8 protein-coding genes are annotated in these 9,286 nt (G+C 33.5%); 4 read left to right on the forward strand and 4 right to left on the reverse strand.

Features of this window, described 5'->3' with window-relative positions; all coding sequences use genetic code 11:
• Positions 1-71 precede the first annotated feature (71 nt).
• Both ACH2CJ_RS05645 and ACH2CJ_RS05650 read right to left on the reverse strand, forming a co-directional pair.
• Positions 72-698, reverse strand: coding sequence for a LytR/AlgR family response regulator transcription factor (locus tag ACH2CJ_RS05645; RefSeq protein ID WP_394991272.1), 627 nt, complete (start codon positions 696-698; stop codon positions 72-74).
• A gap of 356 nt (positions 699-1,054) precedes the next feature.
• A complete protein-coding gene (locus ACH2CJ_RS05650; protein ID WP_394991273.1) occupies positions 1,055-3,796 on the reverse strand; it encodes a PAS domain S-box protein in 2,742 nt (913 codons plus the stop codon).
• A gap of 365 nt (positions 3,797-4,161) precedes the next feature.
• Here ACH2CJ_RS05650 and ACH2CJ_RS05655 point away from each other — a divergent pair, with 365 nt between their 5' ends.
• Entirely contained in the window at positions 4,162-4,656 is a 495-nt protein-coding gene (locus ACH2CJ_RS05655) for a hypothetical protein (RefSeq protein WP_394991274.1), read from the forward strand.
• 207 nt (positions 4,657-4,863) lie between these two features.
• Entirely contained in the window at positions 4,864-5,673 is an 810-nt protein-coding gene (locus ACH2CJ_RS05660) for a tetratricopeptide repeat protein (RefSeq protein ID WP_394991275.1), read from the forward strand.
• Here the strand turns inward: ACH2CJ_RS05660 and ACH2CJ_RS05665 are convergent.
• A complete protein-coding gene (locus ACH2CJ_RS05665; protein WP_394991276.1) occupies positions 5,670-6,515 on the reverse strand; it encodes a helix-turn-helix domain-containing protein in 846 nt (281 codons plus the stop codon). The genes ACH2CJ_RS05660 and ACH2CJ_RS05665 overlap by 4 nt on opposite strands.
• Before the next feature lie 159 nt (positions 6,516-6,674).
• Here ACH2CJ_RS05665 and ACH2CJ_RS05670 point away from each other — a divergent pair, with 159 nt between their 5' ends.
• Positions 6,675-7,496: a phytanoyl-CoA dioxygenase family protein gene (locus ACH2CJ_RS05670; RefSeq protein WP_394991277.1), complete on the forward strand. Its 822-nt coding sequence runs from the start codon at positions 6,675-6,677 to the stop codon at positions 7,494-7,496.
• 42 nt (positions 7,497-7,538) lie between these two features.
• Here the strand turns inward: ACH2CJ_RS05670 and ACH2CJ_RS05675 are convergent, their stop codons facing one another.
• Positions 7,539-8,723: an MDR family MFS transporter gene (locus ACH2CJ_RS05675; protein ID WP_394991278.1), complete on the reverse strand. Its 1,185-nt coding sequence runs from the start codon at positions 8,721-8,723 to the stop codon at positions 7,539-7,541.
• A 140-nt stretch (positions 8,724-8,863) separates the two neighbouring features.
• Between ACH2CJ_RS05675 and ACH2CJ_RS05680 the strand changes: the two genes are divergently transcribed.
• Positions 8,864-9,286, forward strand: a 423-nt coding sequence (locus tag ACH2CJ_RS05680) for a beta-ketoacyl synthase N-terminal-like domain-containing protein (protein ID WP_394991279.1), incomplete at its 3' end; no start/stop codon positions are given.

Genomic DNA, 9,286 nt, shown 5'->3' on the forward strand with positions numbered 1-9,286 from the left:
TTTTGTACAATTACAAAATTACTACTTTTGATGACATCCTGTGTTTTTATTCGTAAATCATTGATTATCAGTTAGTTAAACCCGAAACTCGCATTAATAGCACTCACTTTATTGCTATTAATGATAAACCTACGATGTATTTGAATAAACCTATCGGAACTCAGTCTTTGCTTAATTTTTTTCAAAGCGATTAGATGCAAAAATGACTCATTTTTAATAAAAATTTTGATGTAATCAGAGTACGATTCGATATAATCTATGTCGTTTATTTGAAAACGTAGTATTGTTCCTTTATTTTTTAGAATCAACATTTCACTTGAACCATTGTCTTCATCTAATTTTATCAATTTCTTTACTTTTTGTATTGATTGGGCAAAACGTCTATAAATAAAGGGTTTCTTTAAATAATCAATCACATTTAACTCAAAAGCCTTCACAGCATAACTGTCATAGGCCGTTGTCATAATAATGTAAGGAACTATCAATAAATCAGCTATGAACTCCATGCCATTTTTGCCCGGCAAAACAATATCAAGAAATATTAAATCAATTTTTATAGTACAATCGTTAATAAACTTCTCTGCCTCTTCTACTGTTTCAAAAATCCCAAGTATTTTTATTTCAACCCCATACATTTGACAATTCCTCACAATTGCTTGTTGCGACAAATAGTCATCTTCTATAACGATACAGTTCATTTTGGCTATAATTTTTTTATAAAGAAAGTAATCCAATATCATTGATTTGATACAGGGTTAACAATTATTATCGACGAACAGGATGATAAAATCTGTCAGAGGTTTTAAAAACTCGGTGGGGGGAATTATATTTTTTTGTGTAAATAAATCTTAACTCCTAATAAAAATAATTAGCAGGACGTTGTATAAATCTTCATAGTTACTTGTGTATCTTAAACGTTAAAAGTGCAATAAACGTTTAAGAAAAAAAAAATTATATCAAAAAAAGCCCCAGAATGCCTCTGAGTACACTTTTATATTTATAATTGACTGATTACAAATATGTTAGAAGCGATAATCATCAAATACTTACACTATTATTTTAGTTTTGTGAGGGCCAAAATTTGCTTGTCTATTATTAATTTAATGCCTGCGATGTCAGTTTTTGAAAATAACTCCGTTAAATGACTTACCTCTGCCTTATCTTGCTTTATGAATCCATCTATTTTTTCTTCTATGTCACTCAATCCTACCATTTTAAATGATGGCTTAATGTCGTGTAATTTTCTTTTGACATTATCGAGCGTTTTTTTATCATTATTGGCAACGATTTGCTCAAACTCTTTCAAATATATAGATTTGAATTTTTCAAATACTCCTAAAGCATAAGTTCCATCTTCCCCATAAAATTGATTAAGAAAATCATTATCTAATTCTTCACAAAATGGCAATTTTCCATCAATAGTATTTGACTCACTTATTTCGGAGAAGTAAAAAATAATTTTTTCGTAAAGTTCTGAAATGGTAAATGGTTTCTTGAGAATATCATCCATACCGAATTTTATCACCTCTCTTTCTATTTCTGGGAAAACAACGGCTGTCATGGCAATGATAACATAAACTTGGTCTTGGTAGTTTGTTCGGAGTTTAACCGCTGTCTGAAAGCCATCAATGCCTGGTAACTGTAAGTCTAAAAGCACTAAATCAAAGTGATTATCAGCAAATTTTTCGATTGCCTCTTCACCCGACCTTGCAATTTCAAACTCTATCGACCATTTCTGTAATACTCTTTCAATATATTGCTGATTCAGTTCATTGTCTTCTACAACTAAGACTTTCAAATCTCGGAAAAGTTTACCTGTTTCATGTTTATAGGGCTTGTCAATCGTATTATCGACTTCAATACTTTTTTCAAAAACAAGCTCAAAAGAAAAACTTGAACCTTTGCCCTCTTCACTCTCAACCTCTATTTTACCCCCATTAAGCTCAACCAATTGCTTGACAATGCTTAGACCTAAGCCCGTTCCTTGCGATTTGTGCTGACTGAGCGAAGGTAATTGTTTGAATTTATTAAAAATCACACCTTTCTGTGCTTCATTAAAACCGATGCCTGTGTCTTCTACACAAAATCTGACTTTTATTGTCTGCGAAGTTTCACTCAATTGATTAACTTTTAGCGTAATTATGCCTTTTTCAGTAAATTTTTCAGCATTTGATAAAAGATTGACTATGATTTGTTGTAAAATCATACTATCGCCGAAAATCTGATTATTGAGTTCAAAATCGAAATCTAACTTTAGCTCAAGATTCTTTTTGGGCAAACTATATTCAAAAGTTCGAGCTATTTCAGACAATACGTTCTTCAGATTAAATGAATGTCTATTAAGTTGAATAGTGCCCAATTCTATTTTAGATATATCAAGAATGTCAGAAACTAATTTCTGCAAAAACTTTGTCGAAGTATCCAAAATACTTACATAATCCTTTTGTTCATCATTGAGATTAGTAAGTTTCAGCAAATCGCCCATACCAATGATGGTATTGAGTGGGGTTTTTATCTCGTGAGTCATGCTTGCCAAAAATAGTTTTTCGCTTTCCTGTGCTATGGCTGTAGCTTTATTTGCCCGTTTAAGTTCTTGTTCCAGATTTTTCCCTTCGGTTATATTATAAACGACAGCTATTGAACCTGTTAATTCATTTTGGTCATTATAAACAGGTGTTCCTAATATGGTTGCCCATATCATTGTACCATCTTTTTTCAATAACGGAATCTCATATACGCTACTTTTTCCTTTATCTCGCTTAGCCCTTCGTATTTCAAAAAACGAATAATATTCATCAGTTAAAAAGACATCCTGAGGTTTTCGGCCAATCAAATCTTCTCTATCATAGCCCAGCATATTACAAAACTGGTCATATACGTTCGTAATTCTGAAACTCGTATCTACCTCAATTATACCCAATTGCATATTTTCAATAATACTCCTGTATTTTTCTTCGCTTTGTTTTTTTTGCTCAGTTAGTTTATGCTCTTTCGTAATATCTTGGTACTTCCAAATATTGTTACATTGACCATTATAATTAAAGACAGAAAAACAATCTCTTTCGAGAATTTTTCCGTTTTTCAATATTAATAATTTGCTATTTACATTTTCTTTGTGTGCGATGTTTGCATTCACATCATTTACAAAATCGTCAGGAAAAACAAATTTGTCTTTTATTTTCGCAACAATCGTGGTAAAGTTTATTCCAATAAGGTTTTCAGGCTCAAAATCCATCTCAAAAATATCTATAAATGCTTTATTTATAAACAAAACATTGCGATTTTGGTCTTCCACAAGAAAGCCTGATTTTAGATTATTGATAAGAAAAGTTGACCAAAGATTTGTTAGCTCGATTTGATGCTGGAGGTTTCTGGTTTGGTTCACATCTTTAGCCGTACCAATAATTAGCAGTTCATTGTTTAATTCTTTCAATGACATATTCATTCTAAACCAAATATAATTTCCAAGCGAATTTTTGATAGGAAATTCCAAAAATGGATAACTCCATTTATCATCTTTAATTGCTTTATCGAATATGTCTTTTATATAAGCCGAATAATGCTCAACCATAAAATCTTGGTATTTTTGAGAAATCTCATAACCAAGCATTTTTTTAGCATTTTCATTGATAAACTTAATATTTCCGTGAGTATCCGTAACAAAAACCAAGTCTTGAACATCTCGACACAAAACCTTGCAGTGGTCAATAAAAGCAATATTTTTAGTATCAACATGACTTGTTTTTGAACTAATCAGTTTGTGATAAATACGTTTAATCCAATAAAAAAAATTCATAGCAATGATATTTAATAATTTGTAGTTTTACTCTGAAACATAAATAGTGGGTATATATATAACTACATATTAGTTAAATACGTTTTTTTTACGTCTTGTATAATATTAATGTTTCCAAAATTCTACGAATAAACACCTAAACTCTACGAATGGTTTTTCAAAACCGACTAATGGTTTTTAGCTTCTTCATAATTTAGTATTTAGCTTATAATCAGGGCATTATGTATCATATCGACTATATATTTCCATTACTTAGGACAAATGTTGCTATTCATCGAAAATAAGCTACCACTTATAGATTTTATTTTTTTCTACTCTTTTAATACTATAAAATTGGACTGGCTTATATTAACAACTTAGAAACCATGAAAAAAATACAACTTAAAAACAGCGTTGATATTTTAGTTGACGATGAGTTTTACCAATTAACTGCCAGTTATAAATGGAATATTTGCAAATCGAGAGGTAAGCAATACGCAAGAACAACAATATATCATCCTAAAAAACAGGATATATATTTGCATCATTTAATTTTAGGTGGATTAAAATCGGGTCATACAGCATACTTTATTGATGGAAACTCGTTGAATTGTCAGGAAAACAATATTATACAAGTTCCATTTCATACCAAAAGTCATATCAAAAAATGTACATTTCTCAATAAAACATCAATGTATAGAGGTGTTTTTTTGAAGTTTGGAATGTTTATATCTGCTATCACTTACATGAGTAAGACAAATTATTTGGGCGTATTTAAAACCGAAAAAGAAGCAGCAATTACTTACGACCTAAAGGCAATAGAACTCTACAAAGAGTTTGCAAAAACAAACATTATGATAAACCCTTATTTTCTTTCCTAATTAAATTCACTTACCAGTAATAATTCATGGTTATCAAGCATGGGGTGAATATTTTTTCATCCTATGCTTTTTTTATATTTGGTTTTACGAGATTAAAGGTATCATTTTTGCAACAAAAATTATTAGATTTTAAAATTTCAAAAAAAAACTAATAATTTTACAATAGATATCGTTATTTACATGATGTTTATGTCAAAATACCACGTGATGAAATTCTTAGTATTATCGAGTATTTTTGTTTTTGTTTCTGCCGAAATGCTTGCCCAACAGCCCGTTTTTCGTTCGCAGAGTGCCAATCTTAATACTTTTTCTTCACCTACGAAGTCAAAATCCTTTGTTCCTGCACAAGATACGCAAAGTCAAGTCGTAAAAAAACGATTAGCTCCAATAGGTGCAAATATTCATTTGTTGCCTTTATTTGGTGAATTTGACAAAACCGATGCTCAAAAAGCTTCAGATGAAGAGTTTTTGAAAATGTGTGACTTGAATTTTCCTACTCGTGCTAAAGCAAGTGCATTTTTTGCCGAAAGGGCTTGGGAATATTTGGAAGAAGGACAAAAAGATACGGCTACCTATCGCTTCAATTTAGCATATCTACTCGATGATGAAAACGCCGATGCTTTTTGGGGTTTGGGTGTCATTTCTTATCAAAACGAAAAGTATGAAAAAGCCATCAGTTTGATGAAACGAGGCTTAGCCATGGACGATGACGACAATGTAACTTTAGTAGTAGATTTATCAACGGTTTATATCAAATGCTTCACGGTCGATGCCGAGAAAGATGATTTATACACTGCCTTCGATTTATTAGAAAAAGTCATCAAAAAACAACCCGAATGTGCCAATGCCTTCATGCAATTATCGTTGGCAAGGCTCTTGAATGGACAAATTGACGAAGCTTGGGGAAACTTCCATAAAGGCTATGAAATCGACCCTGATAATGCAAGCATTGATATTTTGGAAGGTCTTTTAGCCAAAAAAGACGACCCAAAAGGAATATTCAAGAAAAAAGACTAAAAACTTCTCCGATACGCTAAAGGTGTAACCCCTACTTGATTTTTGAAAATACGATGAAAATGTGAAAGATTCCGAAATCCACATTCCAATCCTACTTGACTTATGCCTAACTCGCTATTTATCAGCAACTTACGAGCATGACTTAGTCGAATTTCGTTGAGATAATCTACGTAAGTTTTTCGTGTACGAGATTTGAAATAACGACAAAATGATGGAACAGTTAAATGAGCAATTTCAGCAATGGCATGAATCGAAATTTCATTTTGAAAATTATCAAGCGTAAACTCTAAAATCTTTCGCATTCGTTCATTTTCTGCATCATCGGGTTTTATATTAAAATGCTCACTCGCAAGAAGTTGATAATCAATCGTTTGCGACAAGTTTTCCAATAAATCAATCAAAGCAATAAGGCGTTTTGTTTCCTTTTCTTCAATGATTTTCGCAAAAAGCGGCTTAAATGTTTCTGAAAATTTAATACCAGCTTTCGACAAATTCAACATCGTAACGATTGATCTACATTCAGGAAGCTTTTCTAAAATATTCTTTACAAAATCGGTCGAAAATTGAATGACAATTGCTTCTGAAATTGGCTCTTCATTTTCGTAGAAACTCTTATCGCTCCGCCAAAAATGCGGCAAATTTGAACCAAGCAAAACCAAATCTCCCACCTCAAAGTTTTCAATACTATCTCCCACAAAACGTTTTCCATTTCCTTTTATAATTAAGGTCAATTCATACTCAGGATGATAATGAAGCGGGGCATCAAAATAGGGTATCACAATTCGTCTTGCTAAGAAAGTTGTTTCTTCAATCGCAGGAATTTTTTCAAAAAATGCTTTCATTTGTCACTTATATTACCTTTAATAAATATAATTGATATATATTATGTTAAAATAATACATAAATTAGAAAATACAAAAGATTTTCTGCGTAATTATTCTATCGACCTTTGTTACATAAATGTACGATGGGTTTCAACCCGTCAATAAAGTAAATCAACCATGACAGCAACAATCAACAAAGTGTCGCTTTTACAACAACTCAACAAACCTTATACGCTATCATCAAAAAACATTGCCTTTTACCGAGAAAATGGCTACGTAAAACTCAAAAACGTATTTTCTGCACAAATCATTGAGTATTATGGTGAATTAATAACTGACTTGGTTTTCAAGCTTAACAAACTCACTAAGCCAATGGAAGAACGCACAACGTATGAAAAGGCATTTTTGCAAGTAATGAATCTTTGGGAAGAAAATGATGAGGCAAAGGAATTTGTATTCTCGAAGCGTTTGGCACAAATCGCTGCCGAATTAATGGGAGTTTCGGGTGTAAGATTGTACCACGACCAAGCATTGTATAAAGAGCCTTCGGGTGGAATTACACCTTTTCATGCCGACCAATTTTATTGGCCACTTTCTAATAACAACACTGTTACGGCCTGGATTCCACTGCAAGCAACACCAATGGAAATGGGACCTTTGGCATTTGCAGAAAAAAGTCAAGAGGTAGAAATTGGGCGTGACAAAGAAATTTCGGACGAATCAGAAGCGATTTTGAGCGAAACCTTAAAGCAATTTACAATGAATGAAGCTCCTTTCGACTTAGGCGAAGTAAGTTTTCACTCAGGTTGGACCTACCATCGTGCGGGAGCAAACGTATCGGGCAAAGCTCGCAAAGTAATGACCATGATTTATATGGACAAAGACATAAATGTGATAGAACCAACCAACAAATACCGCACCGCCGACTGGGAAAGATGGCTTAGTAGTAAAGCAATCGGCACAATTGCCGATGGAGCTTTGAATCCTGTTTTGTATTAATAGTGTCGAGAAACTTGCAAGGTTTTGCGTGTAATAATCTTTTTAAATTCCCCTCAAAACTCTAAACCCCACCGCCGAAATAATTCCAAACGAGCCAAGAATATACCAAAGAGCATCAAAACCCAAATGAGCAATGGTTTGTGTACCAATCAAAGGGGCAGAAATTTGTGCTACCGACCAGGTCATTGAGTGAAGAGCAGAATATTGCCCACGATTATGTGATTTTGAGCGTTCAATAGAAAAGGCATTCATAAATGGCATAGCAAAAATATCAGAGAAAGTAGCAAAAATAACACCGACTATCAGCCAGACATAATTATGCGTAAACAAGAAAATTACATAATTAACCACCACCAAACTTACGCCAAAACTTATCAAAGACAGCTTCTGAAACTTACCTTCAATTTTATAAATCAAAACCATTTCAATGAAGGCAACCAAAAGACCATTCAAGCCTAAAATATAACCAATCTGAATTTCAGATAGATTACAGGCTTGTTTATAAAATAACGGGCCAATCGTAAAAAGTTGAAAAAAAGCAATGGCATAAAGCGTTGTCAATAGCAAAAATATTAAATATTTCTGGTCTCTATAAGCCGAATCTTTCGGATTTATTTTACTTATAACTACCTTATTATCAAACTTTTGTCGGCGAGTTCCTCTCAAAAAAGAAAATACCAATACAGCTGCTCCGATATTAGTCAGTCCATCTGCCCAAAACAATAATTTATAATCTCTTGTAGCTAAAAACCCACCAATGGCAGGTCCAATCGACCAACCAATGTTAATAGCCAAACGAATAAGCGACACCGAGCGAGTGAATGTTTCGGGTGTACTAAAGTCTGCAATAGACGCAGTATTTGCAGGGCGATATGCTTCGCCAAACGCACTTAATAAAAACGCAAGCGTACAAATTACATAATAGTTTTCGGTCTGAGAAATGAGCAAAAACATGATTCCGCCCAAAAATAAACTCCATAACTGTACAGGAAAATAACCTATCAAATCGGTTAGTTTCCCGCCAATAAACGTTCCACAGATTGAGCCGATGCCAAAAAACACCATCACAAAACCTGCTTCAGTAATACTAAAACCTAATTTTTGAGTCAAATATAGCGTCAAGAAAGCAATGACCATTCCACCACACCGATTGATGAGCATTACCAAAGCCAACAACCAAACCTGCCGAGAAAGCCCACCAAAAGCATTGCGATAAAGAGATAACATATAAGAAGAAAATCAATTTTGAAAGCACTCCACAAAATTAGCGTTTTTAGCATTTGCAACAAACCAAACTATTGATTAGTTTTGTCAAATAAAGTATGCTTGCATACTAATTTCTATTCATCATTACACTAAACTTAAAAATGGAAGCATACATTTATGATGCCGTGCGTACCCCTCGTGGACGTGGCAAATCTGATGGTTCTCTGCACGATATACAGCCTGTTGAGTTACTTTCAACGGTTTTGAAGGCAATTAGAGATAGAAATAATCTTGATACAAGTTATATTGACGACGTGATAATCGGTTGTGTTTCGCCCATCGGCGAGCAAGGAGCCGACATTGCTCGTACAGCGGTTTTGGCAGCAGGTTATGCCCAAACAGTGGCAGGCGTGCAGGTAAATCGTTTTTGTTCGTCAGGTTTAGAAGCAATTAATATGGCAGCAGCCTACGTTATGTCGGGGCAAGTTGATTTATTGGTAGCTGGTGGTGTAGAATCTATGTCACGCATTCCGATGGGTTCAGACGGTGGGGCTTTATTTATGAATCCTCAACTTATTTCACAA

The organism is Emticicia sp., from assembly GCF_043780375.1.
In the GTDB taxonomy this organism is placed as follows: Bacteria; Bacteroidota; Bacteroidia; order Cytophagales; family Spirosomataceae; genus Emticicia.

Coding starts and splice junctions, on each gene's coding strand:
- ACH2CJ_RS05660 (WP_394991275.1), top strand. CDS start 4,864: ATGAAATTCTTAGTATTATCGAGTATTTTTGTTTTTGTTTCTGCCGAA.
- ACH2CJ_RS05645 (WP_394991272.1), bottom strand. CDS start 698: ATGAACTGTATCGTTATAGAAGATGACTATTTGTCGCAACAAGCAATT.
- ACH2CJ_RS05670 (WP_394991277.1), top strand. CDS start 6,675: ATGACAGCAACAATCAACAAAGTGTCGCTTTTACAACAACTCAACAAA.
- ACH2CJ_RS05665 (WP_394991276.1), bottom strand. CDS start 6,515: ATGAAAGCATTTTTTGAAAAAATTCCTGCGATTGAAGAAACAACTTTC.
- ACH2CJ_RS05650 (WP_394991273.1), bottom strand. CDS start 3,796: ATGAATTTTTTTTATTGGATTAAACGTATTTATCACAAACTGATTAGT.
- ACH2CJ_RS05675 (WP_394991278.1), bottom strand. CDS start 8,723: ATGTTATCTCTTTATCGCAATGCTTTTGGTGGGCTTTCTCGGCAGGTT.
- ACH2CJ_RS05655 (WP_394991274.1), top strand. CDS start 4,162: ATGAAAAAAATACAACTTAAAAACAGCGTTGATATTTTAGTTGACGAT.